This window comes from Kluyvera sp. EC_51 (assembly GCF_019584505.1).
Taxonomy (GTDB): Bacteria; Pseudomonadota; Gammaproteobacteria; order Enterobacterales; family Enterobacteriaceae; genus Kluyvera; species Kluyvera sichuanensis.
On sequence record NZ_VDAG01000006.1, the window covers coordinates 227522 to 249311 of the forward strand.

At 58.8% G+C, this 21790-nt stretch carries 16 protein-coding genes; 6 read left to right on the forward strand and 10 right to left on the reverse strand.

Features of this window, described 5'->3' with window-relative positions; genetic code table 11:
- The first annotated feature begins 32 nt into the window (after nucleotides 1-32).
- The 3 genes from FHC49_RS02620 to FHC49_RS02630 all read left to right on the forward strand — a co-directional run bounded on the left by FHC49_RS02620 (nucleotide 33) and on the right by FHC49_RS02630 (nucleotide 4787).
- A complete protein-coding gene (locus FHC49_RS02620) occupies nucleotides 33-1451 on the forward strand; it encodes an L-fucose/L-arabinose isomerase family protein (protein WP_220438545.1) in 1419 nt (472 codons plus the stop codon).
- Nucleotides 1402-2970: an FGGY family carbohydrate kinase gene (locus FHC49_RS02625; RefSeq protein WP_220438547.1), complete on the forward strand. Its 1569-nt coding sequence runs from the start codon at nucleotides 1402-1404 to the stop codon at nucleotides 2968-2970. The genes FHC49_RS02620 and FHC49_RS02625 overlap by 50 nt, the downstream gene beginning before the upstream one ends.
- Before the next feature lie 254 nt (nucleotides 2971-3224).
- Nucleotides 3225-4787 carry an AbgT family transporter gene (locus tag FHC49_RS02630; protein ID WP_255581050.1) on the forward strand — a complete coding sequence of 521 codons (1563 nt, stop codon included), beginning with the start codon at nucleotides 3225-3227 and terminating at the stop codon, nucleotides 4785-4787.
- A gap of 78 nt (nucleotides 4788-4865) precedes the next feature.
- Here FHC49_RS02630 and FHC49_RS02635 read toward each other — a convergent pair whose 3' ends face one another.
- Nucleotides 4866-6182, reverse strand: a complete 1317-nt coding sequence (locus FHC49_RS02635; RefSeq protein WP_220438549.1) for an aspartate aminotransferase family protein — start codon at nucleotides 6180-6182, stop codon at nucleotides 4866-4868.
- A 181-nt stretch (nucleotides 6183-6363) separates the two neighbouring features.
- On the opposite strand from FHC49_RS02635, the gene FHC49_RS02640 reads away from it, so the two are divergent.
- A complete protein-coding gene (locus tag FHC49_RS02640) occupies nucleotides 6364-7128 on the forward strand; it encodes an SDR family NAD(P)-dependent oxidoreductase (protein ID WP_220438550.1) in 765 nt (254 codons plus the stop codon).
- 494 nt (nucleotides 7129-7622) lie between these two features.
- On the opposite strand, the gene FHC49_RS02645 is transcribed toward FHC49_RS02640, so the two are convergent.
- The 4 genes from FHC49_RS02645 to FHC49_RS02660 all read right to left on the reverse strand — a co-directional run bounded on the left by FHC49_RS02645 (nucleotide 7623) and on the right by FHC49_RS02660 (nucleotide 10613).
- A complete protein-coding gene (locus FHC49_RS02645; protein WP_185669561.1) occupies nucleotides 7623-8384 on the reverse strand; it encodes an amino acid ABC transporter ATP-binding protein in 762 nt (253 codons plus the stop codon).
- On the reverse strand, nucleotides 8377-9042 hold the full coding sequence (locus FHC49_RS02650; protein WP_123650079.1) for an amino acid ABC transporter permease: 666 nt from the start codon (nucleotides 9040-9042) through the stop codon (nucleotides 8377-8379). Before FHC49_RS02650 ends, FHC49_RS02645 begins: the two co-directional genes overlap by 8 nt.
- A 15-nt stretch (nucleotides 9043-9057) precedes the next feature.
- Nucleotides 9058-9699 (reverse strand): amino acid ABC transporter permease, encoded by a 642-nt coding sequence (locus FHC49_RS02655; protein ID WP_185669560.1) that lies wholly within the window; start codon nucleotides 9697-9699, stop codon nucleotides 9058-9060.
- Nucleotides 9700-9761: 62 nt separating this feature from the next.
- Nucleotides 9762-10613 carry a transporter substrate-binding domain-containing protein gene (locus tag FHC49_RS02660; RefSeq protein ID WP_035897617.1) on the reverse strand — a complete coding sequence of 284 codons (852 nt, stop codon included), beginning with the start codon at nucleotides 10611-10613 and terminating at the stop codon, nucleotides 9762-9764.
- A gap of 233 nt (nucleotides 10614-10846) precedes the next feature.
- Here FHC49_RS02660 and FHC49_RS02665 point away from each other — a divergent pair, with 233 nt between their 5' ends.
- Nucleotides 10847-12310 carry a PLP-dependent aminotransferase family protein gene (locus FHC49_RS02665; RefSeq protein ID WP_220438552.1) on the forward strand — a complete coding sequence of 488 codons (1464 nt, stop codon included), beginning with the start codon at nucleotides 10847-10849 and terminating at the stop codon, nucleotides 12308-12310.
- Here FHC49_RS02665 and FHC49_RS02670 read toward each other — a convergent pair.
- The 3 genes from FHC49_RS02670 to FHC49_RS02680 are packed head-to-tail and all read right to left on the reverse strand — an operon-like array spanning nucleotide 12307 to nucleotide 19254.
- Complete coding sequence (locus tag FHC49_RS02670) at nucleotides 12307-15402, reverse strand: efflux RND transporter permease subunit (protein ID WP_220438554.1); 3096 nt, start codon at nucleotides 15400-15402, stop codon at nucleotides 12307-12309. The genes FHC49_RS02665 and FHC49_RS02670 overlap by 4 nt on opposite strands.
- A gap of 9 nt (nucleotides 15403-15411) precedes the next feature.
- Nucleotides 15412-16482: an efflux RND transporter periplasmic adaptor subunit gene (locus FHC49_RS02675; protein ID WP_185669557.1), complete on the reverse strand. Its 1071-nt coding sequence runs from the start codon at nucleotides 16480-16482 to the stop codon at nucleotides 15412-15414.
- A gap of 54 nt (nucleotides 16483-16536) precedes the next feature.
- A complete protein-coding gene (locus tag FHC49_RS02680) occupies nucleotides 16537-19254 on the reverse strand; it encodes a cation-transporting P-type ATPase (RefSeq protein ID WP_220438676.1) in 2718 nt (905 codons plus the stop codon).
- A gap of 517 nt (nucleotides 19255-19771) precedes the next feature.
- On the opposite strand from FHC49_RS02680, the gene FHC49_RS02685 reads away from it, so the two are divergent.
- The gene (locus FHC49_RS02685) at nucleotides 19772-20020 is read left to right on the forward strand and encodes a DUF1158 domain-containing protein (RefSeq protein ID WP_185669556.1); all 249 of its coding nucleotides are present in this window, start codon (nucleotides 19772-19774) and stop codon (nucleotides 20018-20020) included.
- A gap of 101 nt (nucleotides 20021-20121) precedes the next feature.
- Here the strand turns inward: FHC49_RS02685 and FHC49_RS02690 are convergent, their stop codons facing one another.
- Entirely contained in the window at nucleotides 20122-20469 is a 348-nt protein-coding gene (locus tag FHC49_RS02690; RefSeq protein ID WP_185669555.1) for a RamA family antibiotic efflux transcriptional regulator, read from the reverse strand.
- A 32-nt stretch (nucleotides 20470-20501) separates the two neighbouring features.
- The gene (locus tag FHC49_RS02695) at nucleotides 20502-21602 is read right to left on the reverse strand and encodes an MBL fold metallo-hydrolase (protein ID WP_220438556.1); all 1101 of its coding nucleotides are present in this window, start codon (nucleotides 21600-21602) and stop codon (nucleotides 20502-20504) included.
- Between the last annotated feature and the right edge of the window lie 188 nt (nucleotides 21603-21790).

Below are 21790 nucleotides of genomic sequence, written 5' to 3' on the forward strand. Positions count from 1 at the left end.
AAAAAGACGAACATCTTACTGGAGAACATGCAATGTCCCGAATTCCTCACACCTTGACGATGGGCGTCATTATTGGCAACCGTGGATTTTTCCCAAGCTACCTGGTGGCAGAAGCCCGCGAGCAGGCCACCCGACTTTTTGCCCGTCTCGGCATTAACACCATTATGCTGAACGACACGCAGACCGAACTGGGCGGCGTGGAAACGCGCCAGGATGCAAAAATCTGCGCCGATCTGTTCCGCGCTCACCGCGATGAAATTCACGGTGTGGTCGTCCTGTTACCAAACTTTGGTGACGAAAAAGCCGTCGCCGAAACCCTGCGCCTGTCCGGACTCAACGTACCGGTGCTGGTACAGGCAGAAGAGGATAACCTCGATAAGATGGGGCTGGCGACGCGTCGCGACAGCTTCTGCGGCAAAATCTCACTGTGCAACAACCTGCGCCAGTACGGCATTCCGTTTACCCTCACCACCCAGCACGTTTGCGCCCTTGAGGGTGACGTGTTCGCCCAGGATCTGCAGCGCTTTGCTCAGGTCTGCCGCGTGGTTAGCAGCATGCGCGGCGTGCGCGTTGGCGCTATCGGCGCGCGTCCGGCGGGCTTCAACACCGTCCGCTACAGCGAAAAACTGCTCGAAAGATTAGGGATCGCTGTAGAAACCCTCGACCTGTCCGAAGTCTTCACCCGCATTAAACAGCTGCGCGACGACGATATTCGTGTCGATGAGAAGCGCCGCCTGCTGCTCGACAACGCCGATGCCAGCCGCATTCCTGCCGATAAACTGGTCACCATGGCGAAACTGTTTGTGGTTATCAGCGAATGGGTTATCGCCAACGACATCGACACTACGGCCATCCAGTGCTGGACCTCGCTGCAGGAGAACTTAGGCATTAACGTCTGCTCAATTATGAGCGTAATGTCCGGCCAGCTGATGCCGAGCGCCTGCGAAGTGGACGTGATGGGGGCGCTGTCGATGTACGCACTTGCTAGCAGTAACCTCAGCCCGGCCTCTATCGCCGACTGGAACAATAACTTTGGCGACGATCGCGACAAATGCGTGCTGTTCCACTGCGGCAACTTTGCCTCCGCCAGCCTCGAATCGCCGCACATGGGGACCGCTGATATCATCGGCACCACCGTCGGCAAAGAGAACACCTGCGGCGCGGTGCATGGGCGCATGAAAAGCGGCGAACTCACCTACTTCCGCTTAAGCACTGACGACCTTACCGGTGAAATCAAAGCCTACGTGGGCGAAGGCCGTTCGGTCGACGATCCGCTGGATACTGTCGGCTGCCGCGCGGTGATTCAGGTTCCACACCTGGAAAACCTGCTGTCGTGGATCTGCCGCGAAGGCTTCGAGCACCATGTCGCCATGAACCACTCCGCCTGCGCGGGGGTATTGCATGAAGCCTTTACCCGCTATCTTGGGGTTAACACCTACCTGCACCAGTGAGGCGACCGTGGCCAGTAAAGAGGTAATTATTGCCCTCGACGAGGGCACGACTAACGCCAAAGCCGTCGCGCTGGATGCGCGCGGCCGCGTGCTGGCGTCCTGCTCGCAGCCGCTGACCATCAGCACACCACGCGATGGCTGGGTCGAACAGCCCGCGGAGTTGTTGATTGAGGCCTCCATCAGCGTACTCGCGCAAGTCATTGAGACGGTAGGCGCGGAAAACGTTGCCGCGCTGGCCATCAGCAACCAGCGCGAAACCGCCGTTGGCTGGTACCGTCGCAACGGCCGCCCGCTCGGCGCTGCGCTGACCTGGCAGTGCTCACGCACCGCCGGGTTCTGCCAGTCTCTCCGTCAACAGGGAAAAGAGGCGCGTATCAAAGCAGTAACCGGTCTCCCGATCGCGCCGCTTTTCTCTGCCTCTAAGATGCGCTGGCTGCTGGACTCGGTGCCTAACGGCGCGGAGCTGGCGGCGCGCGGTGAGATCTGTTTGGGCACCGTCGACAGCTGGCTGCTGTGGAACCTGACCGGCGGAGAAGCCTTCTGCTGCGACTACTCCAACGCAGCGCGTACGCAGCTATTTAATCTGCACACCGCCGGATGGGATGACGAGATGTTGGATCTCTTCGCCATTCCGCGTGAAGCGCTACCCGAGATTCGTCCTTCCAGCGGGCTTTTCGGCTATACCCGCGGCTGCCACGGGATCCCTGATGGTATCCCGGTCATGGCGGCCATCGGCGACTCCCACGCGGCGCTGTTCGCCCACGGCCTCGGCAGCGAGGGCTGCGTCAAAGCCACCTACGGTACCGGATCTTCAGTGATGGCACCGGTCAATTCGGCGCAGCCCGGGGTGAATTCGCTGGCGACCACCGTAGCCTGGCACGACGGCGAACGCCTGGTGTACGGGCTTGAAGGCAATATCCCGCATACCGGCGATGCGGTCGCCTGGATGGTCGAAAGCACGGGGCTGGATCTGCTATCGCCTGCCGAGCTGGCGCAGCAGCTCAGCCAGCTTCCGGCCTCGGTGGACTCCACGCTTGGCGTCTATTTCGTGCCGGCCTTAACCGGGCTCGGCGCCCCCTGGTGGGATGAAAACGCCCGCGGGATGATTCGCGGGCTAAGCCGTGGCGTGAAGCGCGCGCACCTGATTCGTGCAGCGCTGGAGTCCATCGCCTATCAGATAGCCGACGTGGTGATGACCATGCGCCAGCATAGCGATTTCCACCTCACGGCGCTGATGGTCGACGGTGGCCCGACGCGCAACGACTGGCTGATGCAGTACCAGGCTGACCTGCTCGGCTGCCCGGTGATGCGCAGCGACGTGACCGAGCTGTCGGCAATGGGCGCAGCGCTGTTGGCGCGCAAAGCCCTGCTCAACCTGCCAGTGCAGGAGCTGCGGCCGTTTTTGCCAGAGCACGTTAGCTTCCTGCCGGATATGACCCGCCACGGACGGCTGCAAAAACGCTGGCATGAATGGCAATCTGCCGTTGAACTAACCCGACTGCAAAAAACACCCGCCTGACGCCCTGCCGGAGGGGCGAAGCGATGGCTTCCCCCTCCTCACCCCGCTCGCTCATAGCCATAAATATGACCAGATATCGAAAATACCGAGTCAACCGCCAACTACAACCTCATTGATAAAATAAAAAATCAAAAATTGCGGCTTTAGTCAGATTTATCCACCATAAAAATATAGTTCCGCACGGCAATTACCCCTATTATTCTCCTGAAACATTCATACAAACAATGAAACAATTGTCTGAATTAAGGAACCGAATGAATACCCAAACACGGACACGGAATGAAGTGGGTGAAAGCCGCCTGATGACGGGCTTTCTTAACGCGATAGAAAAAGCAGGGAACCGGTTACCCGAACCGGCAATGATCTTTTTCTACTTTTTACTGATTGTGATGGGCCTGTCGGCAGTGCTGTCGATGGTGACCTTTGATGTGATAAACCCGATGACGCAGGAAGCGGTGAAGGTGAACAACCTGCTCTCTCCTGAAGCGTTGACCAATACGCTGGCCAATATGGTCACCACCTTCACCGGCTTTGCACCGCTGGGGATCGTACTGGTGGCGATGCTGGGCGTGGGCGTGGCGGAAAGCTCCGGCTTTATTAACGTCGCGCTGAAAAAGATGCTGCGCGTGACGCCAAAGCGCCTGCTGACGCCAATGCTGATCTTTGTGGCGATGTTCAGCCACGTGGCGGCAGATGCGGGCTACGTGCTGGTGATTCCGCTGGGCGCGATTATCTTTATGTCTGCAGGCCGTCACCCGCTGGTCGGGATTGCCGCCGCGTTCTCCGGCGTATCCGGTGGCTTTGCCGCCAACATGGTACCCACCGGTAACGATGCGCTGCTGCAGGGCTTTACCCAGGCTGCCGCCCAGCTGCTGGACAGCACCTACACCGTTAACACCCTGTGCAACCTGTTCTTCGGCATCGCCTCCTCCATCATCATTACGCTGGTTGGCTGGTGGGTCACCGAGCGCATCGTCGAGCCACGCGTCAGCAAAATGGCCATCGACGGCGACTTCAAACACGATGAAGATATGTCTAACGTCACGCCGCAAGAGAGCCGCGCTTTCCGCCGCGCATCGCTGGTGATGATGCTCGGTCTGGCGGCACTGGCCGCGGCGGCCTGGCCAGAAGGGTCGATGCTGCGTGGCACCGACGGTTCACTGACCTCCTACAGCGCGCCGATTATGAAGTCCATCGTGCCGCTGATTTTCCTGATCTTCATTCTGCCGGGTATCGTCTACGGCTTTGTCTCCGGCACCTTTAAAACCGGCAAAGACGTAATTGGCGCGATGAACGACTCCATGAGCAAAATGGGTTCGTACATGGTGATGGCCTTCTTCTGCGCCATGTTTATCAAAGCGTTCAGCGACTCCAACATTGGTACGCTGTTCGCGCTGATGGGCGCCGACGGTCTGAAAGCGCTGGAGTTACCGGGGCAGGCAACGATTATCGGCATGATTGTGCTGACGGCGGTGGTGAACCTGCTGATTGGCTCTGCATCGGCTAAATGGGCACTGCTGTCGCCAATTATGGTGCCAATGCTGATGGCGGTAGGGATTTCGCCGGAGTTGACTCAGGCGGCGTTCCGTATCGGTGACTCCTGCACCAACATCATCACCCCGCTGATGGTCTTCTTCCCGCTGATCGTTATCTACTGCCAGCGCTACGTGAAGGGCGCGGGGGTGGGTACGCTGGTCTCGATGATGATGCCGTACTCCATCGCCTTCTTCGTGGCGTGGAGCATCCTGCTGCTGGTGTGGTGGGGTGTAGGTCTGCCGTTGGGTATCGCGGCGCCGTATACCTGGAGCCCGAGTTAAGCATCAGGTTCTGAACCGCCCCCTCACCCTAACCCTCTCCCCAATGGGGAGAGGGAACCGTTCGTCGCCCGGACGAGGCTACACGGCTAAATGGGCAAAATTGCCTAATACGTTGTGCAAAATCCCCACCCCTTTCTGCACCTGCTCGGCGCTGATGGTACACGGCGGCACCACGTGAATCCGGTTTTCCACCACGAAGCTCAACAGCCCCGCTTCGGTTAACGCGCCTTTAATTTCTGCCATATCCCCTGCCGCCAGCGGCGTTTTCTTCGCTCGGTCGCTCACCAGTTCCAGCGCCTGGAACACCCCACGCCCGCGCACTTCACCCACCAGCGGTGACGCGGCGGCCAGCGCTTCCAGCCCCTGACGCAGCACGCCGTTACCGATACGCGCCGCGTTCTCCACGATCCCTTCGTCCTTCATCGCATCAAGGGTGGCAATAATCGCCGCCATCGCCAGCGGATGCCCGGAATAGGTCAGCCCACCGGCAAAGAAGTGATCGTCAAAATAGTGGGCGATCTTGTCGTTGATGATCACCCCACCGGCCGGAACGTACCCGGCGTTCACCCCTTTAGCGAAGGTGATCAGATCCGGTACGATCCCATCCTGCTCGAAGGCAAACCAGCTACCGGTACGGCCAAACCCGGCCATCACTTCATCGAGGATCAGGATAATCCCGAACTCATCTGCCAGCGCCCGCACGCCTTTCATATAGCCTTCCGGCGGCACCAGAATCCCTGCCGTGCCCGGAATGGATTCCAGCAGAATAGCGGCAATGGAAGACGGGCCTTCGCACTCGATCATCCGCCGCAGGTGCGCCAGCGCGCGGCTGCACTCTTCCTGTTCGGAGGTGGCATTAAATTCCGTGCGGTAGAGGTACGGGTTAAAGAAGTGGACGTGGCCGCGCGAATATTCGTTCGGCACACGACGCCAGTCGCCGGTGGCGGCAATCGCGCTGCCGGTATTGCCGTGATAGGAGCGGTAGGCCGACAGTACCTTGTCGCGCCCGGTGTACAGACGCGCCATGCGGATGGCGTTCTCGTTGGCATCGGCCCCGGCGTTGGTGAAGAACACCTTGCTAAAGCCTTCCGGCGCCAGCCCAATAATGCGTTTTGCCGCTTCGCCGCGTGCCAGGTTGGCGGTGGCCGGGGCAATAGTGACCAGCGTTTCCAGCTGTTCTTTCATCGCCGCCAGCACGCGTGGGTGCTGGTAGCCAAGATTCACGTTCACCAGCTGGCTGCTGAAATCAAGATAGGTTTTCCCGTCGTAATCCCATAGCTCGCACCCTTTCGCGCCGGCAATCACCAGCGGGCTCAGGTTGCCCTGCATCGACCAGGAATGAAAAACATACTCTCTGTCCAGTTGGCGAACCGCTTTGTTGTTCAACTCTGTCATTCGTCGTTCCTCGCATACCGTTGGCTGTGATTCATCATGTCGTCGGCACAAAAAAAAGTGATAGAGCCAGTGTAGTCGCGGCGCTGTGACAACGGTGTCACATCGCCATCCGCCGACTGGCTCTCGGCAGGCCGCGCGGCGGTTTTTATAGTGGCCGGAACAACCTGCACAGGAGAGCACAATGCAAAAGCGTAAAGTGGTGTTTATTACCGGAGCGACCTCCGGCTTTGGGGAAGCGGCGGCGCACGTGTTTGCGCGCGCAGGGTGGGCGCTGGTGCTGAGCGGACGTCGGCTCACAAGGCTACAGGCGCTGCAGGCCGAGCTGGCACAGTGGGTACCGGTGCATGTGATTGAGCTGGACGTGCGCGACAGCGTCGCAGTGGACGCCGCCGTCGCCGCGCTGCCGCTGGACTTTGCCGATGTCACCACCCTTATCAACAACGCCGGGCTGGCGCTGGCGCCGCAGCCAGCGCAAAAGGTGGATCTGTCCGACTGGCATACCATGATTGATACTAACGTCACCGGGCTGGTGAACGTGACGCACGCCCTGCTGCCGACGCTGATTCGCCACGGCGCGGGGGCGAGCATTATTAATATCGGCTCAATTGCCGGGCAGTGGCCTTATCCCGGCAGCCACGTTTATGGTGCCAGCAAAGCGTTTGTGAAGCAGTTTAGCTATAACCTGCGCTGCGATCTGTTAGGCACTGGCGTGCGCGTCACCGACCTTGCACCGGGCATTGCCGAGACCGAGTTTACGCTGGTGCGCACCAAGGGAGACCAGGCAGCATCGGACGCGCTGTATCGCGGCACCACGCCATTGTCCGCGCTGGATATCGCCGAGCAGATGTTCTATATCGCCACCCTGCCGGACCATATGAATATTAACCGCGTGGAGGTGATGCCAGTGCGTCAGGCGTGGCAGCCGTTTGCGATTGATAGGGATTAGTGGGGTTTTCTTCCTATCCAATAAGTGGAGATGCATTTGGGTTGAGCGCTCTGTTGCGCTCTCTTCCAGCACCAGCCATATAAATTGCGCGGACGCAGGGAAAGCTTCGGCGATTTAAACGCCACCCAAAACCGTGCAGTCTTTCAGTTAACAGCAAAAACCAGAGTGACTGAAACGGCGGAGTCCCCGCTGGAAATCGGCGAGACGGAGAATGGAAGACAAGGTCAGGACGCCATGGATGGCGGACTGAGGCGAACCGAGACAGGACGTCGAGTTTCGCCGTGCCGCAGGCTGGAGTTCGTAGACGAGCGCAGTGCGAAGCACCGATTTCCCTGCGGGGCCGCGGGGATTGTTAAGGGGGATGCGGTTATCCCCCTTAACACGTTCACCGGTGAAGAGCCTTCATATTCCACCTAACGTAAAGTGAACGGAACCTTTCACCTTACCCCCATATATTCAGTTTTGCCCTAGAGAACCATCCCACGTTGCCTGTATTAACGGCTACTCTGCAAAAACTGCCTCACACGCTCCGACTTCGGCGCCGTAAAGAAAACCTCCGGCGGCGCTTTCTCAATCAAAATCCCCTTCTCAAGAAACACCACCTCGTTCGACACCTGGCGGGCAAACTCCATCTCGTGCGTCACCACCACCATGGTATACCCCTCCGCCGCCAGCGATTTCATCACGCTCAGCACCTCGTTCACGCGCTCCGGGTCGAGTGCCGAGGTCGGTTCGTCAAACAGCAGCACCTCTGGCGACATCGCCAGCGAACGGGCAATTGCCACCCGCTGCTTTTGCCCGCCGGAGAGCGTAATCGGATAGGCATCCGCTTTATGCTCCATCCCCACCTTCTCCAGTTGCTGATGGGCAATCTGCCGCGCTTCGTCGCGCTTCATGCCTTTTACATGCAGCAGCGCCTCCATCACGTTTTGCAGCACCGTCAGGTGTGGCCACAGGTTGAAGCTCTGAAACACCATCCCTACCCGCTCGCGGATCTTCGACAGTTCGCGGTGCGACATGCTTTTCCCGGAGCGATCGTCAACGCCAATGCGCTGCCCGCCGATACGGATCTCACCGCGGTCGGGCTGCTCCAGCCAGTTCATGCAACGCAGCAACGTCGATTTCCCTGAACCGGACGAACCGAGAATGCTGACCACCGTCCCCTTCTCCACCGTCAGGTTGATATCGCGCAGCACCTCTACGTTATCAAACTGCTTGGAGACATTTTTTACGCTTACCGCCGTGGTATCAGACATGGCTCATTCCTCTTTTAGCGCTATAAACACTCAACCGTTTCACCAGCAGTTCCAGCACGATGCTGATAGCCCAATACAGCGCAATGGCGACAATAAAGGCGTTAAACGGAATAAAATAGGTTGCCTGCACGCTGTTCGCGGCGGCAGTAATTTCCTGCACGGTAATAATGCTAAGAAACGCGGTATCCTTCAGGCAGATAATCAGCTGATTACCCAACAGCGGCAGCGCGGAGGAGAAAATATTCGGCAGGACGATACGGCGAAAAATGGTGTAACGGGAAAACCCCTGCACCACAGCGGCTTCAATATAACCGTTGGAAAATACTCGCCGCTGGCTACGGAGAATCTCAAAGAAATAGGCACCGTGATAGATAATTAACGCCACCAGCCCCGCCGTCCACGCATCCAGGCTAATCCCCAACTCCGGCAGTCCGTAATAGAGTAAATAGGCCAGAATCAAAAACGGGATCGCCCGCATCAGGTTCACAAAGCCGACAATAACGTTATTCAGCACGCGCTTTTGATATTCAGTGAAATAGCACAGCAGCGTGCCAATCAATAACCCACAAACTGCGGCAATAATAAACAGCTCAAGCGTCGCCAGCAGCCCGGCAATAAAATTGTCGTGCTCGGCCCAAATAATGGCCCATTGGTTCATGTGTCCTCCCGAGGCTTATCGCGCCAGTCGTTTTGCTTTGCGTTCCGCCATGCTCTGAAGCTTGAGCAGCAGGCCAATAATCACCACGTACAGCAGACCGGCGGCCAGAATGGGCGACAGCGGTTCATAGGTGACGGAGGCGATGCGGTTGGTGACGCGGGTGAGATCCACCACGCCTATCACCGCAATCGCCGGGCTGCCCTTAATCAGGAAGGACATTTCGTTCACCAGCGCGGGCAGGCTCTCCAGCCACATTTGCGGCAGCATGATGTAGCGGAAATAGGGCCAGCGGCGCATCCCCACCGACTCCGCGGCCTCGCGCTGTTCGCGCGGGAAGGTGCGAAAAGCATTACGCCAGATTTCAGCGTTAAACGCCGAGGTATTGAGGGTCAGCGCGACGATAGCGGCCACCGTTTTATCGAGATTAATGCCCACCGTCGGCAGCGATAAAAAGAGAAACAGCACCAGCGTCACCAGCGGCGTGGCGCGGGCGAGGCTGATATAGATAACCAGAATCTGGTCGATGACCGGGATTTTCATCATGCGCACAAAGGCGATAATCAGCCCTATCACCACCCCAAAAGCGATGGCGATGGCCGAAATCCAGAGGGTCGTCCATGCGCCTTCAATCAGTAACTGCCATGCTATTGCGTCCATGGTGCCCTCCTGAGAGTCGTGGGTGTCACTCCCGGCGTCGCGTTGCTCGGCCGGGCTACCATTTACTGTCCGGCGAGTTTGTGGAACTGCGCGGCGCTGGTGATAGGCTCGGTTGGCAGGTCGTCATAGGTTTCGCCAAACCATTTCTTCTGCAGCTCGGCGAGCTTGCCGGTTTCACGCATGTGATTGATAAATTTGGTCATGTACGCCAGCAGCTCCGGCGAATTTTTCGGGATTGGCCAGGCCATATATCCCGGACCGGAAACCGGCAGCCCTTTGGCGAACACCTTAGGTTTGGCCTTGACCAGGTCGTTGACGGAAATCACCACGTTAATCACGTAGTCGAGACGTTTATTGGCTAAATCGGCGTAGGCTTCCGGGTAGGACGGGTATTCCACTACCGGGCCCAGTTTGCCGCCGGTTTTCTCAATCATCGCTTTCAGTTCCGGCAGGCGAGCTAATAGCGCACTGCCCGCCTGAAGGCCGACTTTTTTACCGCTGAGATCGGCAATGGTATTTAATGAGTTATCGCCCGCACGCTTGACAAAATAGTGCTGCGCCGAGGCCCACGGCGGGGTGAAATTAAACACGTTAAGGCGTTCATCGGTGACGACGGCACCGGTTAATGCCATATCGTACTGCCCGGTGGAGACCGCCGCTAATAACCCGGTCCACGGCAGAATGCTTTGCGTGACGTTAAATTTGGCGTATTCGCGCAGCGCCGCCAGCATATCTTTGTTGAACCCATCGGCATTGCCGTTATTCATAAAGTTAAACGGTGCGTAATCATCCTCGGTGGCCACTTTTAAGGTCCCGGACTTTTCAATTTCTGGCAAATCAGCGGCGGCGACCTGTAATGAAAAGGTCATCGCCATCACGGCGGCCAGATAATACGAACCCATCGTTTTTTTCATCGTTTGACCCCTACGTAAATATGCCGAACACGTTTATTCCAGACGCCCTGAAAGCGTTGCAAGATGTGTGCCGCCTGACGCCATTTTTTACTCTGGCCGACGACGTTTTTACTGTAGGGAGAGTTTTTGCATTCTGAATAGAGCCAGTTTTCGCGCGCGCTTGTGTCAGACGATTTCAGGCTGGTACAGAAATTGCTGCACTCAGGGAAAGCGGATATTCGAAGGAGCAGCGTATGATTCGGCACTTATTGCACGTGGATTTTGACCACCAGCGCGGGTTGCAGGAGCAGGTTCGCGAATCGCTGGTCAACGCCATTCTCGGCGGCATTTTCGCCGTCGACACGCCGCTGCCATCGTGTCGGCAGCTGGCGCAACAGCTTCAGGTTTCGCGCAACACCACTGCGCTGGTGTTTGAAAGTCTGGTCAACGAAGGCTATCTGGTGAGCCGCCCGCGCAGCGGTTATTACCTGCATCCAGACTACCACGCGCCGCGCGTTTCTGCCGCCGCGCCTGCACCCGCCAGCGGCGATGCTGCACCATCGTGGAGCAAACGGCTCAACATTACCCCCAGCCAGCAGGAGTCGATCCTCAAGCCCGCTGGCTGGATGCACTACCGCTATCCGTTTATCTACGGCCAGCCCGATACCCGCCAGTTTCCGTTAGCAAGTTGGCGGTCGGCGGCGAACTGGTTACACGGCGGCATGCGCGACCCGGCGTGGGTCGTCGACCATATCGACCAGGACGTGCCGATGCTGATTGAACAGATCCGCACCCGCGTGCTGCCCAAACGTGGCATCGTCGCCGCACCGGATGAAATTCTGATTACCCTCGGTTCGCAGAATGCGCTCTACCTGCTCACCCGCCTGCTGATGTCGCGCCAGACGCGAGTGGGCGTAGAGAACCCTGGTTTTCGCGAGGCGATTAATACCTTTTTGCTCAGCGACTGCGATATCGTACCGCACCCGGTGGATGGAGAAGGGATCGTGCTCAACGACGCGCCGTGCGATTACTACTACGTGACGCCAGGTCATCAGGTGCCGACCGGCATCACCATGAGCAAGGCCAGGCGCAGCCAGCTGCTGGCGCACGCCGCGCAGCATGATGCGGTGATTATCGAAGATGATTACGATTCGGAGAGTAACTTTCAGGCTAACCCGCTGCCCGCGCTGAAGGCCAGCGACCGCAGCGGACGGGTGATTTACGTTAGCAGCTTGTCGAAGGCGCTGTCGCCCGGATTACGGTTAGGGTTTATGGTCGCCGACCCGGACCTGATTGATGAAGCCCGCGCCTTGCGCCGACTGGTTTATCGCCATCCGCCGACCAACATTCAGTACCAGATGGCACACTTTCTTGCCCAGGGCCATTATGAAACGCACCTACGGCGCTATCGCGATGATTCCGCCCGGCGCTGGGACCGGCTGCATACCGCGCTGTCGACGCTGCTGCCGGAATGTCAGCCCTTGCCCGGCAGCGAACACGCCAACGCTTTCTGGCTGCGCACGCCCGCCAGCATCAGTACCCAGCAGCTCACCTGGCGCGCCGCCCACACCGGGGTATTGATTGAACCCGGCGCCCGGCATTTTCTCGATGCAACGCCGCCGGACAATTTCTTCCGCATGGGCTTTCATGCCATTAACCCCGACGCCATTGCGCCGGGGGTAGACATGCTGCGAAGCCAGCTGGCACAGATGGGTTAGCCCGCCTTGCGGTGCGCCCACTCGCGCAGACGCTGGAACAGCACGTAGAGCGACGGGATAAACAGGATGCCAATCACCGTCGCCACCAGCATACCGCTGAACACCGTGGTGCCGATGATCCGGCGGCTCTGCGCCCCGGCCCCGGTGGAGAACATCATCGGCATGATACCGATAATAAACGACACCGCGGTCATCATTACCGCACGGAAGCGGCGGGTTGCCCCCTCACGCGCGGCCTCGACGATAGAGAGCCCGGACTGCCTGCGCTCGCGGGCAAACTCGACGATTAATATCGCGTTTTTGGCCGCCAGCGCGATTAATAGCACCAGACCAATCTGCACGTACACGTCGTTGGCGTAGCCCGCCGTCCACAGCCACAGCAGCGCACCGCCGATGGCAAACAGCACGGATAGCATCACGCTCGCCGGTAGCGTCCAGCTCTCATACTGCGCCACGAGGAACAGCCACGCCATCGCCACCGCCGCCAGCACAATCCACACCGCCTGATTGCCTGTCTGCTGCTCCTGCCAGGAGAGTCCGCTCCAGGCGTAGTCGTAGCCTTCCGGCAGATTGGCCTTCAGCAGGTTTTCCATCTCGGTCATCGCCGTACGGCTGCTGACCCCTTCCGCCGCCGAACCGCTGACCGATACCGACAGGAACTGGTTGAACTGCTGGATAAACGGCGCGCCAACGGTTGGCGTTACCGTCACCAGGTTGCTCAGACGCACCCGCTCCCCCTGATTGCTGCGCACAAACAGCTCGCTGATTTGCTCGGCGCGCTCGCGCCACTGCATCTCATTTTGCATCACCACGTGATAGACGCGGTTGTTGATGCTGAAATCCCCGGCACGCGCGCCGCCAAAGGCCGTTTGCAGACTGTTAAAGATGCGCGACACCGGCACATCCAGCCTGGCAGCCTGGTCGCGGTCGACGGTGAGCGTCAGCTGCGGAACGTTGCTGCTCCAGGTGGTGAACACGCGACTCAGCTGCGGGTGCTGATTGGCCTTCATCAGAATGGTGCGCGTCACCTGCTCCAGCTCGGCAGGCGTTTGCCCGGCCTGCGCCAGAATACGCAGGTCGAAACCTGCCGCGCTGCCAAGCCCCGGCAGCGTCGGCGGCGCAAACAGCATAATGTTAGCTTCCGGCATCGCCATCAGCTGGCGCTGCAGCTCGCCCATCACCGTCTCCAGCGGCGCACGCTGCGACCAGTCCTTCAGCATCAGCGAGATAAAGCCACCGTTTGAAGCGCTGGTGCCGCTCAGAATGCTAAAGCCAGACACCTGAATCACATCCTCGACCGCCGGATGCGCGCCCAGAAGCTTACGCGCCTGCGCCATCACCGCTTCGGTACGCTCCAGCGACGCGGACTCCGGCAGCTGAATATTGGCAAACAGATAGCCCTGATCTTCCTGCGGCAGGAAGCCTTTCGGCATACTGGTGAAGCTGAACGCCACCAGCAGCGCGGCGAGCGTGGTGGCCGCCACGGCCACCAGCGGGCGACGGTTCATCCACGCTACCAGTTTGCCGTAGCCGTCGCGGGTAGCGTTCAGCCCGAAGTTAAACCACTGGAAGAAACGGGCAGGCTGCTTGCGACGAGGCCGCAGCAGCAGCGCGCACAGCGCGGGAGTCAGCGTCAGCGCCACGATGCTGGAGAGCGTGACCGCCGTAGAGAGCGTGACCGCAAACTGGCGATACAGCTCACCCACAATCCCCGGCAGCATCGCCACCGGCACAAACACCGCCAGCAGCACCAGCGTGGTAGCAATCACCGGCCCGGCGATCTGGCGCAGCGCCAGCCCGGTGGCCTCCAGGCGGTTCATCCCTTCCGCCATATGCCCTTCGACGCTTTCCACCACCACGATGGCGTCATCCACCACCATGGTCAGCGCCAGAATAATCGCGAATAGGCTAAGCGTGTTGGCGCTGTAGCCGAGCAGATAGAGCACGGCAAACGTGCCCACCAGCGACACCGGAATCGCCAGCGCCACAATCAGCGTGGCGCGCAGGCTTTGCAGGAACAGGGAGACAACGGCGACCACTGCCAGCAGCGTCAGCGCCAGCGAGGTGCCAATCTCTTTAATCGTTGCCGCGACGAAACGGGTGGTATCGAACTTCACTTCCCACATCAGATCCGCCGGGAAGCGGCTTTGGAGGCGGGTGAGTTCGGCACGCACTACGTTTGCCACCTGCAGCGCGTTGGCGGTTGGCGTGGGGTAAATCCCCATATACGCCGACTCCACGCCGTTCAACTGGGCGCTGGAGTTGTAGCTGCGCGCGCCAAGCTCAATGGTCGCCACGTCGGACAAACGCACCAGTTGCCCCTGTTCGCCGCTGCGTATCACAATGCGACGGAATTCGTCGGCGTCGGTCAGTCGGCCCAGGCCGTTAATGGTCAGCGTCTGCTGCTGGCCGTTAAACACCGGCGGCGTACCAATTTGCCCGGAGGCCCCCTGCACGTGCTGTTCGTTGAGCGCCTGGGCGATATCTTCACTGGTGATATTCATCGCGTTCATGCGGTCCGGTCGCAGCCAGATGCGCATGCTGTAGTCGCGCGCACCGAACATCTGCACCTGGCCGACGCCCGGCAGACGCGCCAACGCTTCGCGCACCTGGGTGCTGGCATAGTTGCTTATCTGTAAAGCAGAGAGCGAACCTTGCGGTGAATAGAGACTGACCCCCATGAGCAGGTTGCTGGCGCGTTTACGCACCTGCACGCCGTTCTGCTGCGCTTCGGTGGGCAGCTGTGCAACCACCTGAGAGACGCGGTTCTGTACATCAATCGCCGCCATATCCGGGTCGGTGCCAGCGGCGAAGGTCAGGTTCAGGCTGTAGCCGCCGTCGTCCGAGCTGGTCGACTCCATATAGAGCATATGGTCAACGCCGTTCAGCTGCGTTTCCAGCGGCGCGGCGATGGCTTCGGCGACGTCCTGCGCGCTGGCGCCTGGCCAGCTGGCGCTGACGTTAACCACCGGCGGAGTGATTTGCGGATACTGCTCTACCGGAATGAGCTTCAGCGCGACTGCCCCGACAAAGGTCATCAGCAGCGCAATCACCATCGCGAAACGCGGGCGACGAATAAAGAAGGTCAGCATGCTCTCTCCTTAATTCAGCAGCGTCACGGCGGCACCGTCGGTCAGGCGCTGCGCGCCCTCAACGACCACGCGCTCACCCGCGGTTAGCCCCTGCGCGACCGCAAAGGTTTGTCCCTGCTGGCCGTCCAGCGACAGACGACGCTGCCCAGCCTTATTCTCTGGCGTCAGTACCCAGCTAAAGTAGCCCTGCGCATCCTGCTGTACCGCCGCCGCCGGGATCATCACCCGCTCGGTCGCCACCTGCGGACGCAGCGTGACCGAAACGTTGCCGCCCGGCAGCAAACGGTGCTGAGGGTTAGCGAACTCCGCGCGCATCGTCACGCTGGCGGTTCGGGTATCAATTCGGTTATCGACCGATGTCAGCACGCCATCTTCACGCTGGCCGTCGAGGGTGATTTGCGCCCGCCACGCCGCCTTCAGCGCACGAATATCCGCATGCTGCCCGGCCTTGCTGTAGAACGCCGACTCGTCCAGCGCGAAGCTCACGCGGATCGGTTCAAGCTGCACCACCTCAGCCAGCACGCCGCTGGCGGGGTTAACCAGCGTCCCGACGTGAAAGGCGCTGTGGCCGACACGTCCGCTGACCGGCGCGATAATGCGAGTGTAATCGAGGGTAATTTGCTGGGCAGAGATACGGGCTTTCGCCTGTTCAACGGCCGCCGCCGCCACGTCGCGCTGCATCTGCGCGTTGTCGACATCGTTACGGCTGATAGCCTGGCTGGTTTTCAGACTCTGATAGCGTGAAAGCAGCTGCTGCGCCTGACGCAGCGAAGCCTGCGCGCTTTTCAGTTCCGCCTGCGCCAGCGCCAGCGCCGCCCGAGGCTGGGCATCATCAAGGGTAAACAGCAGGTCGCCTTTGTTGACCTCCTGCCCGTCCTGGAAATGGCGCTGCACGATGGCCCCTTCGGTCCGGGCGCGGATCTCGACCGAATGAATGGCCTCAACGCGGCCCGGTACCTGACGCTCGGCAGCGTGCGGTGCCTGTTCAACGGTGATGATGCGCACCGGCACCGAGGCGGAAGCCTGCACGCAGGCGGCCAGGCCACAGGCCAGCAGGGCGAGGCGGAAAGTGTTTTTCATGGAGAAATCCTTGCAGGGCAAGCGCCCCCCTCCGGCTGGAGAGGGGCGTATGAGTTACGAGGTCGTTTTACGGAAACGGCGGGTCAGACGTTTTTCCACTTCAACCACCAGGAACATCGCCACGCCAATCACCAGGGTAATGCCCCAGTAACGCAGCGGCAGCGCTTCAGTGCCGAACAGCGTCTGCATCAGCGGCAGGTAGATAATCGCCAACTGGAGCAGAAGCAGCACGCCGGTCACCAGCCAGATACCTTTGTTCTTCAGCAGGCCGCGGTTCAGGGAGAAGCGGTCGCTGCTGCGGCAGTTGATCATGTAGACCCACTGCGCGGTCACCAGCATCTGCAGCAGCACGGTGCGCACGAACTCGGCGCTGTGGCCGCGCGGTGCCAGCCAGGCCTCAAGAATAAAGGCGGCAATGGCAATCATCGAGCCGACAAAGGCCACGCGCCAGACGGCAAAGGCATCCATCACGTGCTGGCCGGTTTTACGCGGCGGACGGTTCATCACGTTACGCTCGGCGGCTTCAAACGCCAGGCCGAAAGAGAGCGTGGCGGAGGTCGCCATGTTCATCCACAGAATCAGCACCGGGGTCAGCGGGATGATATTCCCTGCCAGCAAGGCGATGATAATCAGCAGCCCCTGCGCCAGGTTGGTCGGCATAATGAACAGAATCGTCTTCTTCAGGTTGTCGTAGACACGACGCCCCTCTTTGACCGAACTGGCGATGGTCGCGAAGTTGTCATCGGTCAGGACCATATCGGCGGCCTCTTTGGTCACCTCGGTGCCTTTAATGCCCATCGCGATACCGACGTCTGCCTGACGCAGCGCGGGCGCATCGTTTACGCCGTCGCCGGTCATGCCGACGATTTCGCCGTTCTCCTGCAGGGCTTTCACCAGACGCAGCTTATGCTCCGGGCTGGTGCGGGCAAAGATGTCGTACTCCACCGCCGCTTTTGCCAGCTCGGCGTCGTCCATGTGCTCCAACTGGTAGCCGGTCATTGCTTCGCTGCTGTTGCGGATCCCCAGCATCTGGCCAATGCTCATGGCAGTTTGCGGGTGATCGCCGGTGATCATTTTCACGCGGATCCCAGCATTCTGGCAGGTGTGGATCGCCTCTACCGCTTCCGGGCGCGGCGGGTCCATCATCCCGGCAATGCCGAGGAAGATAAGGCCTTCCTGCAGGTCGCTATGGTCGAGGGTTTTCGCCCCCGGTGCGGCTGGCTTGGTCGCTGCAGCCACCATACGCAAGCCCTGGCTGGCAAAACGCGCCATCTCCGCTTCCCAGTAGCCGCGGTCGAACGGGGCGACGCCGCGTGCGGTTTGCTGCTGCTGGCACAGGGCGAAGAGCACGTCCGGCGCGCCGGTCACCATCACCACTTCTTCATCAGCAAGCTGGAAGTGGGTGGACATGTATTTGTACTGTGAGTCGAACGGGATCTTCGCCACCAGCTGAGTACGCATCGGCTCAAGGCTGGCCTTTGCCGCCAGCACTTTAAGCGCGCCCTCGGTTGGGCCGCCGGTAATGCCCCAGTGGCCCTGCGCATCCTGAATCAGCTGGCTGTCGTTGCACAGGTCGATGGTGCGCAGGTATTTCTCCAGCACGGTGTACGGCTGTACTTTGACCGGCTCGTTGCTGCCTTCCAGGTAAATGCTGCCGTGCGGCTCGTAGCTGTTGCCGTCAACGCGGTAGCAACTGTCGGCGGTAATGATCGCTTTAACGGTCATTTCGTTCATGGTCAGGGTGCCGGTTTTATCCGAGCAGACCACGGTCATCGCGCCCAGGGTTTCAACGGTCGGCAGCTTGCGGATAATCGCCCGCTTACGCGCCATCGCCTGGACGCCCAGCGACAGAATAATCGAGATAATCGCCGGCAGACCTTCCGGTACCGCGGCAACCGCGAGGCTAATCAGCGACAGTAGCAGTTCGCCCAGTGGAATGTCGCGCAGCACCATGCTGAAGACAAACAGCGCGCCCATCATCGCCAGAATAATGGCGAAAATCGCTTTGCCGAGCTTGTCCATCTGCACCAGCAGCGGCGTGCGGTGCTTCTCGATACCCGCCATCATCTGGTTGATGTGACCCAGTTCGGTCTCCTGCCCGGTCGCCACGACCACGCCCACGCCGCCACCGGCGCTGACGGTGGTGCCGGAGAAGACCATATTAGTACGGTCGCCCAGCGGCAGTTCGCCGTGCAGCACGTCGGTGTGCTTGTCGACCACGGTGGACTCGCCGGTGAGGATCGCCTCTTCCACGCGCAGGTTGTGCGCTTCAATCAGGCGCATGTCCGCCGGAATACGGTCGCCCGCACGCAGTACCACGATATCACCCGGCACCAGGTCGGTGGTCGACACCGTTTTATGGCTGCCGCCGCGAATGGCGCGCGCGTCGCTGGAGAGCATATTGCGGATGCTTTTCAGCGATTTCTCCGCGTTGCTCTCCTGAATGTGGCCGATCAGGGCGTTAATCACCGTGACGCCGAGAATGACGAAGGTATCGACCCAGTGGCCCATCACGGCGGTCAGCGCCGCCGCGGCCAGCAGGACGTAAATAAGGACATCGTTAAAGTGGGCAAGGAAACGCAGCCACGCGGGTTTGCCTTTTTTCTCCGGCAGCGCGTTCGGGCCGTAGGTGTTCAGACGCGCGGCGGCGTCGTCCATGCTCAAACCGTCAGGCTGGCTGTTCAGATGTGATAGCACCTGCTCGGTGGTCTGCTGGTAGGCGTGCTCATGCGGGTCGTGACCCGCGTGCGGCACATTCTGGGCGTTCATCATTTTAGACACAATAAGGTTTCCTTTTAAATTCCTGCGAACGGAAAGCCTGAATTCCATTTCTGGCCAAGGCGATATCACTGAATCATATTTGCGAGCAAAAAATCTTTTATCGAATCACAATATTTTTTGCTTTTTAAATTTTCAGAATGACATTAAGCTGAATAACTAATATTAATATTACAGAATGTTCCTAAACCCTATCTAAACGAGGTCATTATGTTTGGAATCTACAAAGGGCGCCGCCTGGCGCTGTACGTAGCGCTGGCTGTCGTGATTGCCACGCTGGTTGGATATAGTACTTATACTTTTGTAAAAATATTATCTGGAGCATGACGTTAATTTACGAAAGCTATATTTAATTTAAACCAGAACATTATTTCATTTATCGCCATGCGATTATTATCGTAGGTCTGGTGATTTATATTAATTATTCGCTAAGGGATTTGTTTAATTAGAAACATTGCGTTCCATTAAAAATTACCGGACAATAATATCTTTAACCAAAGATTAACATTACATGAAGCATCCGCTCGAATCCCTGATGACCGCCGCCGGTATTTTGTTGCTGGCACTCCTCTCCTGCCTGCTGCTGCCTGCACCGTCGCTGGGGCTGACGCTGGCGCAAAAGCTGGTTGAGACCTTCCATTTTATGGATCTGAGCCAGCTGTACACCGTGCTGTTCTGCGTGTGGTTTCTGGCGCTGGGGACAATTGAGTATCTGGTGATTCGTTTCGTATGGCGGCGCTGGTTTTCGCTGGCGGATTGATGGCCGTGATTCCCCGGCGTCGCTGCGCTCGGCCGGGTTACGGGTATGAGATGGTTGGGTAGTAGCCCGGGCGAGGCGTTTACGCCGACCCCGGGGCAGAATCAATGCGTCTGCGGACGATGATTCTCTTTGCGGTAGGCACCCGGCGACTGATGGAACGTGCGGGTGAAAATGCGGGTAAAGGTCTGCTGGGAATCAAACCCGTACTTCAGGCAGATGTCGTAAACCTTTTGATCGGTCGTACACAGCTCATCGGCCGCCAGATTCAGCTTCCGGTGGCGAATGTAGCGCCCCAGACTCTCCCCTTTGTGCTGCAGGAAAATACGCTGTAAATGCCATTTTGAGTACCCTGCCCGACGGGCAATTTCATCAATACGCAATGGCTGATGCAGATTGTCGTCAATCCATTCGACCAGTGTGTCGACAACCTGAGTGGCTAATTCGGTCATACACCCTCCCCTCGTTTAACGACTGCCGGTGGTTATTCCCACCAGGCACCAAATGTTTGTGCGGTATCAGCAAGCCACACCGGCTCGCCCTGCATCGGCGTCAGCAGCCGATACGCTTTGTCTTTGCTGGCCTGCGCCAGACGTTTGTACGGATCATCCCAGGTGTGTTTTGCCAGCACGAAGCGTCCGGCGTGGCCTGGCAACACACGACGAGCGTTGAGATCCGCCGCCGCCTGCGCCGTCTGTTCCGGCATCATGTGGATGTAGCGCCAGTCCTGGTCGTACTGACCGTCTTCCATAATGGCGACGTCCACATGACCAAACTGCTCGCCAATCGCCTTAAAGTGCGGGCCATAGCCGGTGTCGCCGCTGTAGTAGATATTCTGCGTCGGCGTCACGAACATAAAGCTCGCCCACAGCGTCTGGTTACGCTTCAAGCCGCGACCGGAGAAGTGACGCGCGGGTAGCACGTGCACGCTCAGCGCATCGCTGATGGTGACGCTCTGCTGCCAGTCTGCTTCGGTAATCACGTCATCTTTCATGCCCCAGTAACGCAGGTGTGAACCCACGCCTAGCGGCACCACGGCACGTTTGATCTTCGGCATCAGTCCTTTGATGGTGGCGTAATCCAGGTGATCGTAGTGGTCGTGAGAGATGATCAGCAGGTCTATCTCCGGCATGTTCTCGGTGCGCCACGGGTAGTTGCCCGCAAACGCCTTATTCAGAAACGAGAACGGCGCGGCATAGCTGCTGAACACCGGGTCAATCAAAATACGTTTGCCTGACAGCTGCAGGTACCACGAGGAGTGGCCGAGCCAAATCATGGTGTCCTGCCCCAGCGGCAGGCTGGCGAGATCGGTTGGCACCATCGGCAGAGGCTGCGTCGGGCGCGCATTTTCGCGTTTGGCGGTTAAAAACTCCCACCACGCCATCACCATGTTTTTGTCACCGGTAAAGCCAGGCGTTGGCAAGGCGTTCTGGAACGCGCCGTCACGGTAGTTCGGCGAACGTTCAATCTGACTTTTCTCAACCCCTTGCGGCGCCTGACCAAAACCGGCGTTCAGGACAAAGGGTAAACTTGCAGCACTGGCAATAAGCATGATGGCAACCACACTGATGATAAAAGGTTTCATATCCTGACCCTGGACCGGCTTCGTCCAGAAAGCCACACTAAAAAGGTTGATTATGAGTGAGTAGGCACTCATTATAGAAAGGCGGGGAAAAAATCGTCAAGCAATTTTCAAAATTTGACAATCGACGTTGAAGTCCCTGGGGTCGGCATGTTTCAATCACGTTTTTTACAGTCAGAGAGGTAAAGTGT

What these genes read in the sequence shown, in the direction of transcription:
- FHC49_RS02650 (WP_123650079.1), bottom strand. Translation starts at nt 9,042, where the DNA reads ATGAACCAATGGGCCATTATTTGGGCCGAGCACGACAATTTTATTGCC.
- FHC49_RS02640 (WP_220438550.1), top strand. Translation starts at nt 6,364, where the DNA reads ATGCAAAAGCGTAAAGTGGTGTTTATTACCGGAGCGACCTCCGGCTTT.
- FHC49_RS02635 (WP_220438549.1), bottom strand. Translation starts at nt 6,182, where the DNA reads ATGACAGAGTTGAACAACAAAGCGGTTCGCCAACTGGACAGAGAGTAT.
- FHC49_RS02645 (WP_185669561.1), bottom strand. Translation starts at nt 8,384, where the DNA reads ATGTCTGATACCACGGCGGTAAGCGTAAAAAATGTCTCCAAGCAGTTT.
- FHC49_RS02625 (WP_220438547.1), top strand. Translation starts at nt 1,402, where the DNA reads ATGAAGCCTTTACCCGCTATCTTGGGGTTAACACCTACCTGCACCAGT.
- FHC49_RS02655 (WP_185669560.1), bottom strand. Translation starts at nt 9,699, where the DNA reads ATGGACGCAATAGCATGGCAGTTACTGATTGAAGGCGCATGGACGACC.
- FHC49_RS02620 (WP_220438545.1), top strand. Translation starts at nt 33, where the DNA reads ATGTCCCGAATTCCTCACACCTTGACGATGGGCGTCATTATTGGCAAC.
- FHC49_RS02670 (WP_220438554.1), bottom strand. Translation starts at nt 15,402, where the DNA reads ATGCTGACCTTCTTTATTCGTCGCCCGCGTTTCGCGATGGTGATTGCG.
- FHC49_RS02665 (WP_220438552.1), top strand. Translation starts at nt 10,847, where the DNA reads ATGATTCGGCACTTATTGCACGTGGATTTTGACCACCAGCGCGGGTTG.
- FHC49_RS02680 (WP_220438676.1), bottom strand. Translation starts at nt 19,254, where the DNA reads ATGATGAACGCCCAGAATGTGCCGCACGCGGGTCACGACCCGCATGAG.
- FHC49_RS02690 (WP_185669555.1), bottom strand. Translation starts at nt 20,469, where the DNA reads ATGACCGAATTAGCCACTCAGGTTGTCGACACACTGGTCGAATGGATT.
- FHC49_RS02630 (WP_255581050.1), top strand. Translation starts at nt 3,225, where the DNA reads ATGAATACCCAAACACGGACACGGAATGAAGTGGGTGAAAGCCGCCTG.
- FHC49_RS02695 (WP_220438556.1), bottom strand. Translation starts at nt 21,602, where the DNA reads ATGAAACCTTTTATCATCAGTGTGGTTGCCATCATGCTTATTGCCAGT.
- FHC49_RS02685 (WP_185669556.1), top strand. Translation starts at nt 19,772, where the DNA reads ATGAAGCATCCGCTCGAATCCCTGATGACCGCCGCCGGTATTTTGTTG.
- FHC49_RS02675 (WP_185669557.1), bottom strand. Translation starts at nt 16,482, where the DNA reads ATGAAAAACACTTTCCGCCTCGCCCTGCTGGCCTGTGGCCTGGCCGCC.
- FHC49_RS02660 (WP_035897617.1), bottom strand. Translation starts at nt 10,613, where the DNA reads ATGAAAAAAACGATGGGTTCGTATTATCTGGCCGCCGTGATGGCGATG.